The sequence below is a fragment of the Paraburkholderia atlantica genome, assembly GCF_000092885.1.
GTDB classification, from domain to species: Bacteria; Pseudomonadota; Gammaproteobacteria; order Burkholderiales; family Burkholderiaceae; genus Paraburkholderia; species Paraburkholderia atlantica.
This window is the reverse complement of the sequence record NC_014117.1, coordinates 2,863,300-2,878,483: the sequence shown is the minus strand read 5'-3', so window position 1 is coordinate 2,878,483 and position 15,184 is coordinate 2,863,300. Positions and strand designations below refer to the sequence as shown.

Below are 15,184 nucleotides of genomic sequence, written 5' to 3'. Positions count from 1 at the left end.
GGGCCTAACTCTAATTCACGGCGTTGTATCCGGCACGCAGAACATCACGGCGAGCGCGAGCGCGAGCGCGGGGGCGGTTGCAAAGAACTCCACGGGTCGGTACAGCATGGGAGCAAGACACAATGCACACGGAGCTGAACCATGTCATGCCCTGGCGGATCGAGGACATCGATCTGACGCGCATCGACCGGCAGAAGGCCGCGGCCAACGAAGACCTGCTGCTGTTGCTATGCGCTGCTTCGTTCATCGAAAGCGGCACTGATCTCTACACCAGTAATCTGAGTACTTTTTTCCACGACGACCCCGAGGTCTCGGCCTGGCTCAACCACGAGTGGGAGCCCGAGGAAATGCAGCACGGCCGGGCGCTGCAGACCTATATCGCGTATGTATGGCCCGAGTTCGACTGGCATACCGCGTTCCGCAATTTCATGGGCGAGTATTCGCTGACGTGCTCGGTCGAGGACTTCGAAAAGACCCGCGCGCTCGAGATGGTCGCGCGTTGCGTAGTCGAAACGGGTACCGCGACGCTGTATCGAGCGATCAACGAATGCTCGGACGAAGCGGTGCTCAAGCAGATCACAGACAACATCCGCACCGACGAAGTCCGTCACTACAAGCACTTTTTCAAGTACTTCAAGAAGTACAACCGGATCGAGGGCAATGGCCGGCTCGCGGTGCTCGGCGCGTTGATGCGTCGCGTGATGGAAATCAAGAACGAAGATTCGGAGATCGCACTGCGCCACGTGTTCGCGATTCGCTATCCGGAGCGCGTGCACGACTGCGCGTATAACCGCGAGCGCGCGGCGCGCATCAATAAGCTGGTGCGGCGCAATCTGTCCGCCGACATGTGCGTAAAGATGCTGCTCAAGCCGCTCGATCTGCCGGCGCGCATTCTGCCCGGTGTGCATTACCCGCTCGCGAAAATCACGCAGCACGTGTTCTTTCGCTGAGCCTTGAAAGCGAATCAAAGAGCAAAGCCCGCATCAGCCCGCATCAGCGGGCTTTGCTTTTTTCGAGGCATGATTGAGCTTTACCCACTACTTCGACTGGATCGATGGCATGAGCGATTCCTCCTCCTCATCGACGTCCGCGCGTCCGCTCGAACAGAACGCGTTCGATGAATGGCCGGCCAACGTGCGCGCTTTGTTCGACGGTTCGTCGCTTGCGGACAAACTGGGCTTCACCGCATCGCTGCTGAGCGTCGATGCGAACGGCCACGTGCGCACCTCGCTGCTGAGCGTCGGCGAACTCTATGCACCCGATTCGCGCACCCTGTGCATCGCGCTATGGCCGCAGGCGCGCGCGACGCGCGCGATCGCGAAAAGCGGGCGCGCGGCGTTGAGTTTCGTCTGCGATGCGGCGTTCTATCAGGTGCAATTGCGTATGGCGCCGCTGCCCGGTGTCGAGGGCGACGACAGCGGCCTCGTCTATCTGCTCGGCTCGATCGACACAGCGGAAGCGCAAAGCGTCCGTTATGCACGCCTGACGAGCGGCATCACGTTCGAATTGCAAGGAGAGGGGAGTGCGGTGCTCGAGCGATGGGAACAGCAGATCGAGCATTTGAAGCGGGCTGCCGCCGCGAGCAGCCGTTAGTCTTCTAGCAGGGAAGCGCTAACGGCTGCTATGCCGGCAACCTTTAGGCAGAGCGACGCTTAACGGCCGCGGTCGCCGTTGCGCGACGGCTGCGCGCCACGCGGCGCATCGTTGCGCTTCACGCCACCGCCGAGCAACGCGCCCGGATTGCCGTTGGCCGAACGATTGCCTTGCGGCTTGCGCGGCGCATGGTGGGCGGGAGCGCCATCGTGCGCGGCGGCGCGCGGCCGATCGTCGTGCCGCTGCGTCTCACGACGCGGCTGACCGCCATTGCCGGCCGGCTTCACACCTTGCGTCCGGGGCGCGGGCGGAGCGTTCGAAGCACGCTGGCCCGAACGCTGACCGGAGCCTTGAGCCGGCTTGGCCGATGCGCCGCCACCAGCACCGCCGTCACGACGTCCCGCGCCTTGTCCCTGGCGCGGTGAACGCCCGCCGCCGCCCTGGCCGCGTCGCTGGATCGGCTCCGGCTTCGCGGTCGGGTCTGGCTCGAAACCGGCGATCACTTCCTGCGGGACCGGACGCTTGATCAGCTTCTCGATGTCCTTCAGCAACTGCAGTTCATCGACGCACACGAGCGACACCGCCTCGCCCGTCGCGCCCGCGCGACCCGTGCGGCCGATGCGGTGCACGTAGTCTTCCGGCACGTTCGGCAGATCGAAGTTGACCACGTGCGGCAATTGATCGATATCGATGCCGCGTGCCGCGATGTCGGTCGCCACCAGCACCTGCAGCGTGCCGTCCTTGAACTCGGCGAGCGCGCGCGTGCGGGCCGATTGGCTCTTGTTGCCGTGGATCGCGAGCGCGCTGATGCCGTCCTTCGTCAGCTGCTCGGCAAGGCGGTTCGCGCCGTGCTTGGTGCGCGTGAACACGAGCACCTGGAACCAGCTGTGCTGCCGGATCAGATGCGTGAGCAGCTCGCGCTTGCGGTCGCGATCGACCGGGTGAATCTTTTGCGCGACCGTTTCGGCCGTCGTGTTGCGACGCGCGACTTCGATCAGCGCCGGCGAGTCGAGCAGGCTGTCGGCGAGCGCCTTGATCTCGTCGGAGAAGGTCGCCGAGAACAGCAGGTTCTGGCGCTTCGGCGGCAGCTTCGCGAGCACGCGCTTGATGTCGTGGATGAAGCCCATGTCGAGCATGCGGTCCGCTTCGTCGAGTACGAGAATCTCGAGATGCGACAGGTCGATGGTCTTCTGCTGCATATGGTCGAGCAGACGGCCCGGCGTCGCGACGACGATATCGACGCCGCGCTTCAACGCGTCGATCTGCGGATTGATGCCGACGCCGCCGAACATCACGGTGGATTTCAGCTTCAGATACTTGCCGTACGCACGCACGCTTTCTTCGACCTGCGCGGCGAGTTCGCGCGTCGGCGTGAGGATCAGCGCGCGCACCACCCGCTTGCCGCCGGCGGCCGGCGCCATCGAATTCAGGCGTTGCAGGATCGGCAGCGTGAAACCGGCAGTCTTGCCGGTGCCGGTTTGCGCGCCGGCGAGCAGATCGCCGCCGTTGAGCACGGCTGGGATCGCCTGAGTCTGGATCGGAGTCGGGCTGGTGTAGCCGAGTTCGTTGACAGCACGGACCAGCGGTTCGGACAAGCCGAGGGAATCAAAAGACATAAAAGCTCTTTGCAATGCAGTTTCGCGAACGGCCCCGCTGAGCCCATAGGACCCCAACGCGGAAAAACCAGCGCGGCATCGACACGCCTCTATGGCGTGTGCGAGGCCGCAGCCCGGTTCCGTTCACGGAGAAATCGGCGGCACGATCACAGATGTGCCGAATGGTTTCAACGCGCTATGCAGACACGTCGACTGGCCTTAAGTTGCAATTCGTCGCCGTGGAACGTCACGCGACATATCGCGCGACACTGACGAATTGACACAGACTGCCCGCCAGTACGAACAGGTGCCAGATACCATGTCCGTGGCGGATGCGCTCGTCGTTGATGAAGAAATAGATGCCGGCGCTATAGATGACGCCGCCGGCCACGAGCCACGCGGTCCCCGCGGCCGGCAACGCCTGCACCAGCGGGCGGACGGCTACGAGCGCGAGCCATCCCATCAACACATACAGCACCATCGACACGCTGCGGGTGCGTCGCCCGAGCGTGAGTTCCTGCACGATGCCGAGGGCAGCGAGCCCCCAGCTCACGCCGAATAGCGACCAGCCCCACGGTCCACGCAACGTGACGAGCGTGAACGGCGTGTAGCTGCCGGCGATCAGCAGGTAGATCGCCGAATGATCGCATTTCTGCAGAATTGCCTTCAGACGCGGATGGCTGACGCTGTGATACAGCGTCGAGATCGCATACAGCACGAACAGCATCGCCCCATACACGCTGAAGCTGACGACCTTGTACGCGTCGCCGGCGAGCGCGCCCATCGTAACGAGCGCCGCCAGCCCCACCACCGACAGCACGGCGCCGACGAGATGGGTGATGCTGTTCAAACGCTCACCGACAGGCACGACTCTTTCCTCCTGCACGGTCCCACGAAGGCGACCACGAACACAAACAGGCCCACATGATACCGGTCCTGCAAAAACGAAGGGCGCGGCCTGCGAAACTCGCAGGCCGCGCCCGGGGTGCGTCAAACCCTGCTTAGTCGAGCGGCGCCGAACGCAGCTCGGCCACTTGCTGCGGCGATACGGCCGTGCCGTGGTTGCCCCAGGACATACGGATGTACGTCACGACCGCTGCAACTTCCTGGTTCGACAGAGATTGCGCGAACGGCGGCATGCCGTACGGATGCGGGTTCGCGTCCGTGCTCGGCGGATAGCCACCGTTCAGCACCATGCGGATCGGGTTGACCGCCGACGGCATCTGGATCGACTGGTTGTTCGCGAGCGGCGGGAATGCCGGCGGACGGCCGAGACCATTGTCTTCGTGGCACTTCGCGCAGTTGTCAGCATAGATCTTCTGACCTTGCTTCAGCAGTTCGCCGCCGAACTTTTCCGAGGTTTCGAGCTGCAGCGGTTCCGGTGCTTCGCTCCTCTGCGGAATCGTCTTCAGGTACGTCGCCATCGCGTTGATGTCTTCGGCCGACAGATACTGCAGGCTGTTATGAACCACTTCGGCCATCGGACCGAACACCGCGCCGCGGCTCGACACGCCGGTCTTCAGCAGATCGGCGATGTCCTTTAGGTCCCAGTCGCCGAGGCCGGCTTCCTTGTTCGACGTCAGCGACGGCGCATACCAGTTCTGCAGCGGAATCAGACCGCCCGCGAACGCCGCAGAGCTGACCGGGCCGCCCATCGCGTTGATCGACGTATGGCACATGCCGCAGTGGCCGAGGCCTTCGACCAGATACGCACCGCGGTTCCATTCGACCGACTTGGTCGGGTCCGGCTTGAACTCGCCCTCACGGAAGAACAACGTGCGCCAGCCGATCAGCATGTTGCGCTGGTTGAACGGGAATTTCAGTTCGTGCGGACGGCTCGGTACGTTGACCGGCGTGACCGAGCGCAGGTACGCGTAGATCGCGTCGGAGTCGGCGCGCGTGACCTTCGTGTAGCTCGTGAACGGGAAGCCCGGATAGAGCAGGCTGCCATCTTTCGAGCGACCGGTGTGCATCGCGCGATAGAAGTCGTCCTGGGTCCACTTGCCGATGCCGTACTGGTCGTCAGGCGTGATGTTCGGCGTGAACATCGTGCCGAACGGCGTGGCCATCGGCAGGCCGCCGGCGAACGGCTGGCCGCCGCGCACGGTGTGGCAGGCGATACAGTCGCCGGCGCGGGCGAGGTACTCGCCCTTCTTGATCAGGTCGGCCTGGTCCGCGGGCGTTGCCGCGACGGCCGCGCCGCTGCTATGCAGATGATCGCCGCCCGACCACAGGACGGGAACGAGTGCGGCGGCCGCGACCACGACGACTGCCGAGAGGGCGAACAAAGACTTGCGTTTCATTTGAATGTCTCTCCCGGCGCCTTATTGCGGTGCGCTGCCGCAGGCAAGCGGAGTCTTCAAGGAGCGGGCCGGAGCCGGCACGGGGTTTTGCGGAGCCTGCTGCGTGGCAAGCCAGGCCGCGACGGCGTTCACGTCTTCGTCGCTAAGGCGCGTGGCGATGGTGTGCATGCAGTCCGGTGCGATCGCACGGCGCGTGCCCGAACGCCATGAGCCGAGCTGCGCGCTGATGTAGTCGGCGTGCAGGCCGACGAGACCGGGGATCGCCGGTTCCATACCGGTCAGTGCCTTGCCGTGGCAGGCCACGCAAGCAGGCACCTGCTTGTTCGCATCACCATGCAGCACGATCTGCTCACCGCGCGCGAGCGTGGTGGCCGAGGCCGTCGGCTTGGCCGGCGTCGGATACGGTGGGCGCTGCTGCGAGAAGAAGGTGGCGATCTGATGCAGATAGTCGTCGGAGAGGTACGTGACGAGGTAGTTCATCGGCGGGTACTTGCGACGCCCTTCACGGAAGTTCTGCAACTGATTGAACAGATATCCCGCCGGCTTGCCCGCGAGACGCGGGAAGTAGTCGTTGTCGGTGCCTTGCCCATGCGAGCCGTGGCAGGCCGTGCAGCCTTGCACGCGCGCTTCCATCGTGTCGGGGGCCTTCGGTTGAGTCTGCGCTTTCGCAGCGCTATAGACACCCGCGGAGCCGATCAGCAGAAGGGCAAGCAACGGGCGGAAGAGGCGTCTTGAAGACACGCGTAACTCCATCAGAATCGGGGACCTGACCGAACTTCGGGCGGCTCGGTGTGAAGGACAGCCGTCGCTGCGGCGACGCAGCATTCTATCATCGAAGGGTAATGGTGACTATTTGCCGCATTAGATGCGGTTCCAGGTGTGACCGCCATGCGACAGTGTGTCGCGTTTGCCAGTTTCGGACTTCAGTTGCGTCGTGCGTCGTGGTCAATGCCTTTGTCTCATCGAGCCATGTTGAACCGATCCCCGCGCGCGCCATCGAAGCGTACACTTCCGGGCTCGCCGGCCGTCGTGCAGACGATGCGCGTCGTCGGCCAGGCTCTGTTCCGTTCGTTCTCATCCGCTATCGGCCCTACATGAAGCTATTCGATTTCTCCTCGTCGACGCTGCGAGCGTTGATGTCCGGCGCGGTGGCGCTGGCCATGTCATCCACCGCGTTCGCGCATGCGCATCTGATCTCGAGCGTGCCGGCCGCGAACGCCGAGGCCATCGCGCCCGCCGACGTAACCATTCATTTCACCGAGCCGCTCGAGCCGGCGTTCAGCAAAATCACACTCGCCGATACAAGCGGCAAGCCCGCGACTTCGACCGCATCGACAGTCGATGGCGCTGACGCCCGCGAGATGCACCTCGCGCTGCCTCAGCTGACGAGCGGCCGCTATGCGGTGCACTGGATCGCGGTGGCCACCGATGGCCATCGTACGCAAGGCGACTTCGCGTTCGACGTCAAATGAACTTCGACGGACTGTGGATCGGGCAGGTCGCAATGGCCGCGCTCATGAACGTCGCGTTCGGCTTCGCCGTTGGCTCGGCGCTACTCGGCGCATGGCTCGCGAAGGACGGGCAGCAAGGCACGTCACCCGCGCGCCCCGGCTGGATGCGCGCGCATCGCTCGATGCTCGCGGCCACCATCGTGCTGGTGCTCGCGGATCTCGGCTGGCTGTTGTATCAGGCGGCGTCGATGAGCGGCGTCGCGTTGCCCGCGGCGTTCGGCGCGGTGCCGACGGTGCTGACGCAAACGCATGTTGGCTACGGCTGGAGCGTCGCGTTCGGCGGCGCCCTGGTGCTGCTCGGCACCGCGCTGAGCCATGGCACGGGCATGCTACGCAACACGCTGCTGTGGCTCGCGGTGCTCGCGATCTCGGCGGGCAAGGCGTCGCTCGGTCATGCGGCCGATGCCGGCGTCGTATCGGCCGCGATCGGCATGCAGACGCTGCACGTGCTCGCGACGAGCGTCTGGGGCGGCGTCGCGATGGCCGCGGGCTTCGCGGTGCTGCCGGCGCTCGGCGCATCGACCGCGCGCGGCATGCTGATTCGCACGGCCACTCAGGTGTCGAACGTGTCGCTCGTCGCGGTCGCGTTGGTGTTGCTATCGGGTGTCTTCAATGCGGTGCGCGGCTCGGGTGGCTCGTTCGAAGCGATTCAGGCGAGCACGTGGGGTCACGTGCTGACGTTGAAGCTCGTGCTGGTCGCGCTCGCGCTGGTGCTCGGCGCGCTGAACCGCACGTCGGCGCTGCCGCGCCTGCGTCGCACCGCGTCGACGATGGATGCGCATACTTTCGTCAACGTGATGTATCTGGAAGCGCTCGTGATGATCGGCGTGTTCGTCGTCGCGGCAGCGTTGTCACACACCGTGCCGGCGTTCGCTGCGCTCGGTTGAACGCGACGCGCGCTGCATAAAAAAGCGCCGCACTGCGAAGCACGTGCGGCGCAATACACACGGTCGCCTGGCTGTGGCCAGCACACCCGCTACTACTTTTCAGGCAAGCAGCGCGTCGTCGCGCGCCCGTTCCAGCAATGCAGGCATCAGTCGCATCGCGCGGACCGGCTCGCTGCGCGCTTACTCGAGGCCGAGGCGATGACCGAGAATCGGCGCGCAGAACAATGCGATCGCGCAGCCGGCGGCCTTGCCTTCGAGTTCGGCGCCGGCCGCGTGCGTGCCGACCATTTGCGTGAGCAGATCGAAAACCTGCGGCAGGCAGTACAGCACTGCCGCGGCGATAAAGCACTTCCCGACCACCGCGATGCTCCAGCCGCGCTCGTAGGCGACCATCGCGCCGATGATGCGCAGCACGCCGAAGACGACCAGCGCACCGACCGCCGCCTGTTCGCGGATCAGATAGTCAGGAAGGAATTCGCCCATGGTGTTCCCCGCTGCATGCGTTGTTGGCATGCATTTCAGCAAGGAGCAGACGATGCGTCTGTCCGATACCGAACAAACGTCGCGGGAGCGAGGCGGAATAAGGCGGTGCGGGGATTGAGGCAGGTTCGGGCTGCCCGCGCGTCACGTGGCCGGAACGCGCGGGCGCAATGGCCCACCAATCACCATTCGGCGACGCTGCCGTCCGCGTGACGCCACACCGGATTCCGCCAGCGATGACCGACCTTCGCCATCTCGCGGACCTTCTGCTCGTTGACCTCGATGCCGAGTCCCGGGCCCTGGGGAATCGACACAAAGCCGTCTTCATACTCGAAGACTTCCGGGTTCTTGATGTAATCGAGCAGGTCGTTGCCCTGGTTGTAGTGGATGCCGAGGCTCTGTTCCTGGATGAACGCGTTGTAGCTGACCGCGTCGATCTGCAGGCAGGTCGCGAGCGCGATCGGGCCGAGCGGGCAATGCAGCGCGAGCGCGACGTCGTAGGCTTCGGCCATCGCGGCGATCTTGCGGCACTCGGTGATGCCGCCCGCGTGCGATGCGTCCGGCTGGATGATGTCGACGTAGCCGCCCGACAGGATGTGCTTGAAGTCCCAGCGCGAATAGAGACGCTCGCCGAGCGCGATCGGCGTGTTGGTCTGGTTGACGATGTCGCGCAGCGCCTCGGCGTTCTCCGACAGCACCGGCTCTTCGATGAACAGCAGTTTGTACGGGTCGAGTTCCTTGGCGAGCACCTTCGCCATCGGCTTGTGCACGCGGCCGTGGAAGTCCACGCCGATGCCGATGTTCGGGCCGACCGCCTCGCGCACCGCCGCAACGTTGTTGATCACGCCTTGCACCTTGTCGAAGGTGTCGATGATCTGCAACTCTTCCGAGCCGTTCATCTTGACGGCCTTGAAGCCGCGCTCGACCACCGCGCGCGCGTTGTTCGCGACATCGCTCGGCCGGTCGCCGCCGATCCACGAGTACACCTTGATCCTGTCGCGTACCTGGCCGCCGAGCAGCGCATGCACCGGCACGCCATGATGCTTGCCCTTGATGTCCCACAGCGCCTGATCGACGCCGGCGATCGCACTCATCGTAATCGGGCCGCCGCGATAGAAGCCCGCGCGGTACATCACCTGCCAGTGATCCTCGATCAACAGCGGGTCCTTCCCGATCAGATAATCGGAGAGTTCCTCGACGGCCGCGGCGACCGTATGCGCGCGGCCTTCCACCACCGGCTCGCCCCAACCGACGATGCCCTCGTCGGTCTCGATCTTGAGGAAGCACCAGCGCGGCGGGACGATGAAGGTTTCGAGCTTGGTAATTTTCATGGTGTGTGTCTCCTGACGATCTGCCGGCACGCAAAGAATTTTGGGGACTCCATGCTACAACAAAAGTGCACTTAAATACTATTAATAGTATTATTTGCCATATAGTGGCGAGATTTGGAATACTTGTCGCCGCGTTGCGCGACGAGACCACCACCCGCGAGGAGAAAACCATTCCGCACGATCTGCATGGGCGAGTTACCCAATTGCTCGCGACCGCGATTCTGCGCGGCGACTATCTGCCGGAGTCGATCCTGCCTCGCGAAGCCGAGTTAATGGAGACGTTCGGTGTGAGCCGCACGGTGCTGCGCGAGGCGCTGCGCACGCTGACGTCGAAAGGGCTGATCGAATCGCGGCCGCGCGTGGGTACGCGGGTGCGGGTCAAGTCCGCGTGGAATCTGCTCGATGCCGATCTGCTCGATTGGTATTCACGCGTCGCCGAGCCAATGGCGTTCGCGCTCAAGCTGCAGGAAATGCGCGAGATGATCGAGCCTTACGCGGCCGGCCTCGCGGCCGCCGCGTACACCGACGACACGTTGGGCGCGCTTGCGGCCGCCCATACCGCGATGGTGGCGGCGCGTAACGTCGACGAATGGGTGCGCGCGGATCTGCAGTTCCACCTCTGCGTGCTCACCGCATGCAGCAACGAATTGCTGATTCCGCTCGGCGCGCTGATCGAGCGCACGCTCGAGGCACAGTTGCGGCTCAATGCGAAACGCGCCGATGTGTTCAACGCGTCGCTCGCCGAGCACACGGCGGTGTACGACGCGATCCGCGCGCGCGATGCCGCCGCGGCGTATGCGGCGATGGCGTCATTGCTCGGTGTGACGCGCGGGCGGATCGAAGGCTGAGACGGACGGCGCCGCGCTCGAGCTCAATCCATCGCCGCATGCGCGGCCGACGCATCCGGCGCCCTGTGTGACGGCCGGATCAGCAGCAATAGCGGGATGACCAGCAGCGTCGCGACGAACATCAGCTTGAAGTCGTTCAGGTACGCGACCATCGCCGCCTGCTGCGTGATCGACGCGTTCAGTGCCGCGATGTCGTAGCGCGAGCCGCCGTCGAGCATCGATTGCAGCGCCGGATTGAACGCGGTCACGTTCGCGGCGAGGTCCGCGTGCGAGATCTGCGTGTTGCGCGTCATCAGCGTCTGCACGAACGAAATGCCGATACTGCTGCCGATATTGCGCATCAGGCTATAGGTCGCGGTGCCGTCCGCGCGCAGCTCCGGCGACAGCGTCGAGAACGTCAGCGCGGACAGCGGCACGAACACGAGGCCGAGCCCGAAGCCCTGGATCACGCCGGGCCACACGATGTTCGACTCCGACAGCACGATCGTGTAATGCATCATCTGCCACAGTGCGAACGCCGAAATCAGGAAACCACAGAGCAGCAGCAGCCGCGCGTCGACGCGCTTGAGCAGCCGGCCGGCGATCAGCATCGCGACCATCGTGCCGGCGCCGCTCGGCGCGGTGACGAGGCCGGTGGTCGCGACCGGATAGCCCATCAGGTTTTGCAGCATCGGCGGCAGCAGCGCGCGGGTCGCGTACATCACCGCACCGATCACGAAGATGAAGAACGTGCCGGTCGCGAAGTTCGGGTCCTTCAGCAACTTGTACTTGAAGAACGAGCGCTCGCCGACGGTCGCCGTGTGTACGAGGAAAAACGCGAAGCTGATCGCCGCGACGAGCGCCTCGATCACGATCTCGGTCGACGAAAACCAGTCGAGCTGCTCGCCGCGATCGAGCATCGCCTGCAGTGCGCCGATCGCGAGGCCGAGGGTGACGAAGCCGAACGCGTCGAACTTCACGTCGTGTTTGGGCTCGCGCGTCGGCAGGAAGGTCGCGACGCCGAACAGCGCGAATGCGCCGATCGGCACGTTGATGAAGAACACCCAGCGCCAGTTGTAGCTATCGGTGAGCCAGCCGCCGAGCGTCGGCCCCAGAATCGGCCCGACCATGACGCCCATGCCCCACACGGCCATCGCCTGGCCCTGCTTTTCACGCGGGTTGATGTCGAGCAGGATCGATTGCGACAGCGGCACGAGCGACGCGCCGAAAATCCCTTGCAGCAAACGCGACACGACGATCTGCGGCAGCGTTTCAGAGAGTCCGCACAACGCCGATGACACCGTGAAGCCGCCGATCGCGATCAGCAGCAGCCGCTTGACGCTCAGGCGGTCCGCCAGCCAGCCGGTGAGCGGCGTGGCGATCGCGGCGGCGACGATATAGGAAGTCAGCACCCACGTGATCTCGTCCTGCGACGCGGACAGCGCGCCTTGCATATGCGGCAGCGCCACGTTGGCGATCGTGCTGTCGAGCGTCTGGATCAGCGTCGCGAGCATGATCGAGATCGTGATCATCGGCCGGTTGAGCAGCTCAGTGGCGCTCGCCGACGTGGAGGCGGAAGACATGAAAGGGTAGGGAGGGTCGATATCGTAAGCATGCTTAGTATATCGTCAATGCGAATTCGCGCTATCGGGAGTTGTGCTGAACCTGGAACACACGCGCAGGCGCAGGCGCGCTGCAAGCCGAAGTGCTTCCGTATAATCCGCGCATGAAAACCCAATTCGAAGAGCGCTTCGGCTTTCTGATCTACGACGTCGGCCGGCTGGCGGGCAAGCGTTTCGACGATCATGCGAAGTCGTCGGTCGATCTGACTCGCGCGCAGTGTCGCGTGCTGGCTTATCTCGGCCATTACGGCGAGATCAATCAGGCCCGGCTCGCGGATCTGCTGGAGGTCGCGCCGATCTCGGCGGGCCGGCTGCTCGACCGGATGGAGGAGGGCGGCTGGATCGAGCGGACCGCGAATCCGCAGGATCGCCGCGAGCGCCAGGTGCGCATGACACCGAAGGCCGAGCGCACGCTCGGCAAGGCGCGCAAGGTCGGCGACGAAGTCGCGCTCGAAGCGCTCAATGGTTTCAGCGATGAAGAAGCGGCGCAGTTGATCGAGCTTCTGCAGCGGGTGCGCGGCAATCTGAGCCGGCTGGTGGATCGCTGAAGCGTCGCGGTGTTTGGCGCGACGTCGAAGTCATTCGCGCGCGCCCGAGCGACGTTGGGCTCGCGCTTCAAATCACGTTATTTGGATTCCGACGCGGGGGAGGTGCCGCTCGGCGGCACCAGCTCGTAACAGCCCGCTGCTGCCGTTTTCGTTTTTGCTTCCGGTTGTTGCGGATCGATGCATTTGAACGCGCTTTGATCGCGCTGCACGAAGATCGTGTCGGCCGGCCCGTTGTTGACGACGGCGACGATCTTGTAGCCGTCCTGCAGCAGCGTCGCGAGCATGGTCGAGCTGGCGCGCCATTGACTGTCGGACGTGCCAGGCGTTTGGGCCTGTGCGGTGAGGGCGGCGGTCGTGCCGGCGAGCGTGAGCGCAGCGGTGGTTGCGGCAAGCGCGACGGTGCGGAACGTCATCAAGGAACCTCCTCGAAGCTGCGATGGAATTGCGACGAAGTTGCGACGAAGTTGCGATTCTGGAAGGAAGCCTGTCAGGTCCTGCATCGTGGACGCGTTGAACCTCCGAAGAGAACCTGCCAGACCTGCTCGGGACGCTATTGTCTCAAGAGACGGAGGTCGCAACACAACCCGCAGCGCTTCACTGCCCATACAATGCGACGCCGCTCGCCATCGTTCGTTCCCTCAGAAGCTCGCGCAACGCTCGCTGGCGAGCCATGCCCGCCATCCGCCAAACTCCGAGATGTCGGTTCCCGACTGCACGCCATACGCCTCGCACAGGAAGCCGGTAACCCACGAACCGTCCTGTAGTTCCACCTTCCCCAGAACGAGCGGGGACGGAACGGTCGCGATGAACGAACCGAACTCCGCGCTGGGCATTTCCCACACTTCGATAGCAATTCTTGCGCCGCCCTCGGCGACGCGCCACAGGCCCGGGCGCCTCGTGCCATCCGCCGAAGCAGGCAACGCCGACAGCCCGTATTTCGCGGCGGTGTGAGTCGCCTGCACGAGCCGTGCGCGTCGGCAGAGCAGATCCCGGTTGAGTGGCAAACCTTGCATGTGGGCGCCGCAGACCGCGATCCGCATGCGATCGCGAGTCGCCGCGCACCGTTCGCCGGGCTGTTCCGGATCGATGCTTACGCCTCCGACGCAGCGCACTCCGCTCTTTCGTTGCAGCAAATCGGCCACGCCCAACAGATACTGGTCGGTAAATGCACGGCCAAAAACGGTCACACCCCACGGCAGACCGTTCTTCATGAAGCCCGTCGGCGTAGCGACGGCGGCATAGTCCAGCAGATTCATGAAGTTCGTGTAATAGCCGAGAAGGGAGTTCGGGCCGATCGGGTCGCGCTCCAACTCGTCGAGGGTCACGGGGCGCGGATAGGTCGGCGTCAGAACGAAATCGAGCGAATCGATCGATGCGTCGCAGACGGCCTTCAATTCCTGCAAGCGATACTGCGCGCGAAACAGCTCGATGGCGGTCGCGCCGGGCGCCTTCGCCAACACGTCGCGAATGACGGGCAAAACCGCAGCGGGTTTTTCCGTCATCAACTCGCCCGCCACGCTGTAACGCTCGGCCACCCACGGACCCTGATAGAGCAGACTGGCGGCTTCGACAAACGGCGTGAAGTCGATTTCGATGGCTTCGCCGCCTGCCGCTTCGAGTAACGCGCGTGCCTTCGCGAACAGCTCGGGGCTCTCGGCGCAGCCGGCGAATTCGAGTTGCGTCGGCACGCCGAACCTGAACGCCGTCGGCCTGCCAAACGCGCGTGCCGTATTCCATTGCGGATTCACGCGGCTGTATGCATCGCGAGGATCGGAGTTCGCGCTCAGCGCAAGCAGCTCGCTCGCTTCTTCCGGCGTCGCCGTGAAGAACGTCACGCAATCGAGCGTGCGGCACGCGGGCACCACACCCGCGGTGGACAGCAGGCCTTTGGTCGGCTTGAGACCGACGAGATTGTTCAGCGCGGCAGGCACGCGACCGGAACCGGCCGTGTCGGTGCCGAGCGCGAAGCTGGCGACGCCGAGCGCGACCGCGAGCGACGACCCCGCGCTCGAGCCGCCCGACGGATAGTCGGGATGCACGCTATTGCGGCACTTGCCATACGGCGAGCGGGTGCCGTTCAGGCCGGTCGCGAACTGGTCGAGATTGGTCTTGCCGAGCGGTATCGCGCCGAGCGCGATCAACTGCGCAACGAGCGTCGCCGATCGCGACGGCGTATACGCGAACGCGGGGCAAGCGGCGGTCGTCTGAGTGCCGGCGAGATCGATGTTGTCCTTGATCGCGAACGGAACGCCATAGAGCGGCAGGCTTTCGACATCTTGCGTATCGAGCCAGTCAAGGTAGGGCGCGACTTCATCTTCGCTCAGAAGATGGATGAACAGATTGAACGAAGGATTCAGCGCCGCGGCTTTTGCGAGCAGTTCAGCCACGAGCCTGCGCGGCGTGAGCGTTCCCGCACGGTAAGCGGCGCGAAGTGTCGGTAGGCGAAGATCGAATGACGAGAGTGAAGACATGGTTTTCGGTCCAGAT

Annotated in this window: 15 protein-coding genes; 6 read left to right on the top strand and 9 right to left on the bottom strand. The window is 64.3% G+C overall.

Translation table 11 applies throughout. The features are described from left to right. Window positions 1-122 precede the first annotated feature (122 nt). Window positions 123-950, top strand: a complete 828-nt coding sequence (locus BC1002_RS12905) for a ferritin-like domain-containing protein (protein WP_013090471.1) — start codon at window positions 123-125, stop codon at window positions 948-950. Between the two features lie 109 nt (window positions 951-1,059). Then, window positions 1,060-1,593 carry a hypothetical protein gene (locus BC1002_RS12900; protein ID WP_041734701.1) on the top strand — a complete coding sequence of 178 codons (534 nt, stop codon included), beginning with the start codon at window positions 1,060-1,062 and terminating at the stop codon, window positions 1,591-1,593. 59 nt (window positions 1,594-1,652) lie between these two features. Here BC1002_RS12900 and BC1002_RS12895 read toward each other — a convergent pair whose 3' ends face one another. The 4 genes from BC1002_RS12895 to BC1002_RS12880 form a co-directional block, all read right to left on the bottom strand. After that, window positions 1,653-3,209: a DEAD/DEAH box helicase gene (locus BC1002_RS12895; protein WP_013090469.1), complete on the bottom strand. Its 1,557-nt coding sequence runs from the start codon at window positions 3,207-3,209 to the stop codon at window positions 1,653-1,655. 226 nt (window positions 3,210-3,435) lie between these two features. Continuing rightward, window positions 3,436-4,056 (bottom strand): PAQR family membrane homeostasis protein TrhA, encoded by a 621-nt coding sequence (gene trhA / locus BC1002_RS12890; protein WP_013090468.1) that lies wholly within the window; start codon window positions 4,054-4,056, stop codon window positions 3,436-3,438. 133 nt (window positions 4,057-4,189) lie between these two features. Continuing rightward, window positions 4,190-5,491, bottom strand: a complete 1,302-nt coding sequence (locus BC1002_RS12885; protein ID WP_013090467.1) for a c-type cytochrome — start codon at window positions 5,489-5,491, stop codon at window positions 4,190-4,192. 21 nt (window positions 5,492-5,512) lie between these two features. Further along, the gene (locus BC1002_RS12880) at window positions 5,513-6,244 is read right to left on the bottom strand and encodes a c-type cytochrome (protein ID WP_013090466.1); all 732 of its coding nucleotides are present in this window, start codon (window positions 6,242-6,244) and stop codon (window positions 5,513-5,515) included. Window positions 6,245-6,585: 341 nt separating this feature from the next. Here BC1002_RS12880 and copC point away from each other — a divergent pair, with 341 nt between their 5' ends. Beyond that, on the top strand, window positions 6,586-6,963 hold the full coding sequence (copC, locus tag BC1002_RS12875; protein ID WP_041734432.1) for a copper homeostasis periplasmic binding protein CopC: 378 nt from the start codon (window positions 6,586-6,588) through the stop codon (window positions 6,961-6,963). Further along, window positions 6,960-7,889, top strand: a complete 930-nt coding sequence (locus BC1002_RS12870) for a CopD family protein (protein WP_013090464.1) — start codon at window positions 6,960-6,962, stop codon at window positions 7,887-7,889. The genes copC and BC1002_RS12870 overlap by 4 nt, the downstream gene beginning before the upstream one ends. Window positions 7,890-8,069: 180 nt before the next feature. On the opposite strand, the gene BC1002_RS12865 is transcribed toward BC1002_RS12870, so the two are convergent. Continuing rightward, entirely contained in the window at window positions 8,070-8,372 is a 303-nt protein-coding gene (locus BC1002_RS12865; RefSeq protein WP_013090463.1) for a hypothetical protein, read from the bottom strand. 179 nt (window positions 8,373-8,551) lie between these two features. Beyond that, window positions 8,552-9,700 carry a galactonate dehydratase gene (dgoD, locus tag BC1002_RS12860; RefSeq protein WP_013090462.1) on the bottom strand — a complete coding sequence of 383 codons (1,149 nt, stop codon included), beginning with the start codon at window positions 9,698-9,700 and terminating at the stop codon, window positions 8,552-8,554. Window positions 9,701-9,834: 134 nt separating this feature from the next. Here dgoD and BC1002_RS12855 point away from each other — a divergent pair, with 134 nt between their 5' ends. Then, window positions 9,835-10,548: a FadR/GntR family transcriptional regulator gene (locus tag BC1002_RS12855; protein ID WP_041734431.1), complete on the top strand. Its 714-nt coding sequence runs from the start codon at window positions 9,835-9,837 to the stop codon at window positions 10,546-10,548. Between the two features lie 23 nt (window positions 10,549-10,571). On the opposite strand, the gene BC1002_RS12850 is transcribed toward BC1002_RS12855, so the two are convergent. Beyond that, window positions 10,572-12,041, bottom strand: a complete 1,470-nt coding sequence (locus BC1002_RS12850) for a DHA2 family efflux MFS transporter permease subunit (RefSeq protein WP_420798753.1) — start codon at window positions 12,039-12,041, stop codon at window positions 10,572-10,574. A 212-nt stretch (window positions 12,042-12,253) separates the two neighbouring features. Here BC1002_RS12850 and BC1002_RS12845 point away from each other — a divergent pair, with 212 nt between their 5' ends. Beyond that, the gene (locus tag BC1002_RS12845) at window positions 12,254-12,697 is read left to right on the top strand and encodes a MarR family winged helix-turn-helix transcriptional regulator (RefSeq protein ID WP_013090459.1); all 444 of its coding nucleotides are present in this window, start codon (window positions 12,254-12,256) and stop codon (window positions 12,695-12,697) included. Window positions 12,698-12,774: 77 nt separating this feature from the next. Here the strand turns inward: BC1002_RS12845 and BC1002_RS12840 are convergent, their stop codons facing one another. Both BC1002_RS12840 and atzF read right to left on the bottom strand, forming a co-directional pair. After that, window positions 12,775-13,110 (bottom strand): hypothetical protein, encoded by a 336-nt coding sequence (locus BC1002_RS12840; RefSeq protein ID WP_013090458.1) that lies wholly within the window; start codon window positions 13,108-13,110, stop codon window positions 12,775-12,777. A gap of 225 nt (window positions 13,111-13,335) precedes the next feature. Next, complete coding sequence (gene atzF, locus BC1002_RS12835; protein WP_013090457.1) at window positions 13,336-15,168, bottom strand: allophanate hydrolase; 1,833 nt, start codon at window positions 15,166-15,168, stop codon at window positions 13,336-13,338. Window positions 15,169-15,184: the final 16 nt, after the last annotated feature.

Bases quoted from the DNA above. Each gene is read 5' to 3' on its own strand.
- BC1002_RS12850 (WP_420798753.1), bottom strand. From the start codon at position 12,041: ATGCTCGCGACGCTGATCCAGACGCTCGACAGCACGATCGCCAACGTG.
- BC1002_RS12895 (WP_013090469.1), bottom strand. From the start codon at position 3,209: ATGTCTTTTGATTCCCTCGGCTTGTCCGAACCGCTGGTCCGTGCTGTC.
- BC1002_RS12880 (WP_013090466.1), bottom strand. From the start codon at position 6,244: ATGGAGTTACGCGTGTCTTCAAGACGCCTCTTCCGCCCGTTGCTTGCC.
- atzF (WP_013090457.1), bottom strand. From the start codon at position 15,168: ATGTCTTCACTCTCGTCATTCGATCTTCGCCTACCGACACTTCGCGCC.
- BC1002_RS12900 (WP_041734701.1), top strand. From the start codon at position 1,060: ATGAGCGATTCCTCCTCCTCATCGACGTCCGCGCGTCCGCTCGAACAG.
- BC1002_RS12870 (WP_013090464.1), top strand. From the start codon at position 6,960: ATGAACTTCGACGGACTGTGGATCGGGCAGGTCGCAATGGCCGCGCTC.
- BC1002_RS12865 (WP_013090463.1), bottom strand. From the start codon at position 8,372: ATGGGCGAATTCCTTCCTGACTATCTGATCCGCGAACAGGCGGCGGTC.
- copC (WP_041734432.1), top strand. From the start codon at position 6,586: ATGAAGCTATTCGATTTCTCCTCGTCGACGCTGCGAGCGTTGATGTCC.
- BC1002_RS12905 (WP_013090471.1), top strand. From the start codon at position 123: ATGCACACGGAGCTGAACCATGTCATGCCCTGGCGGATCGAGGACATC.
- dgoD (WP_013090462.1), bottom strand. From the start codon at position 9,700: ATGAAAATTACCAAGCTCGAAACCTTCATCGTCCCGCCGCGCTGGTGC.
- BC1002_RS12845 (WP_013090459.1), top strand. From the start codon at position 12,254: ATGAAAACCCAATTCGAAGAGCGCTTCGGCTTTCTGATCTACGACGTC.
- BC1002_RS12840 (WP_013090458.1), bottom strand. From the start codon at position 13,110: ATGACGTTCCGCACCGTCGCGCTTGCCGCAACCACCGCTGCGCTCACG.
- BC1002_RS12885 (WP_013090467.1), bottom strand. From the start codon at position 5,491: ATGAAACGCAAGTCTTTGTTCGCCCTCTCGGCAGTCGTCGTGGTCGCG.